1 protein-coding gene is annotated in these 504 nt (G+C 41.7%); it reads right to left on the reverse strand.

Going from position 1 to position 504, the window contains the following annotated elements:
- Positions 1–97 precede the first annotated feature (97 nt).
- On the reverse strand, positions 98–412 hold the full coding sequence (locus tag NE638_RS17870; protein ID WP_005337289.1) for a hypothetical protein: 315 nt from the start codon (positions 410–412) through the stop codon (positions 98–100).
- Positions 413–504: the final 92 nt, after the last annotated feature.

Genomic DNA, 504 nt, shown 5'->3' on the forward strand with positions numbered 1-504 from the left:
ACTTGTGGCAAACTTATTGGGACGACCTCTGGTTGTCCATAAGTGCGCCCTTCATAAAAAAGCAATGAAGGGAATGAAAACCTCATCCCCTCCGCCATTACACTTCCTCCATATCGGTATTTGTTTCTTTCTGCATTGCCTTTGAGAAAAATTTCCCGTTGGCTTCCTGCTTTTTCAGAAAACCAATCAGCTTTGGGATGTCTTCTTCCTCAATAGGCGAACCAAGAACGGATTCCACCGCACCGCCAACCTGACAGAGCCTATGGGTTCGTTTTTTACTTTCTTCGGCTTTCTTTCGCTTCAGAAGTTCTTTCTTCTGTGCTGCATATCTTTTCGCCTTTTCAAGGCTTTCCTGCTCTTTCTTTTCCATTTCAAGCATTCGTTCTTCATAACTTTTTGTTGATTTTGCCATTATTACATTCTCCTTTCTCTTGCAAACATAAGTTCTTGGTTGCGTATCAGAAGAAGCACATGGTATAATCTTCTTGCGTGTAGGTATATCAT

It is taken from the genome of Blautia sp. MSK.18.38 (assembly GCF_024460535.1).
Classification (GTDB): Bacteria; Bacillota; Clostridia; order Lachnospirales; family Lachnospiraceae; genus Blautia_A; species Blautia_A fusiformis.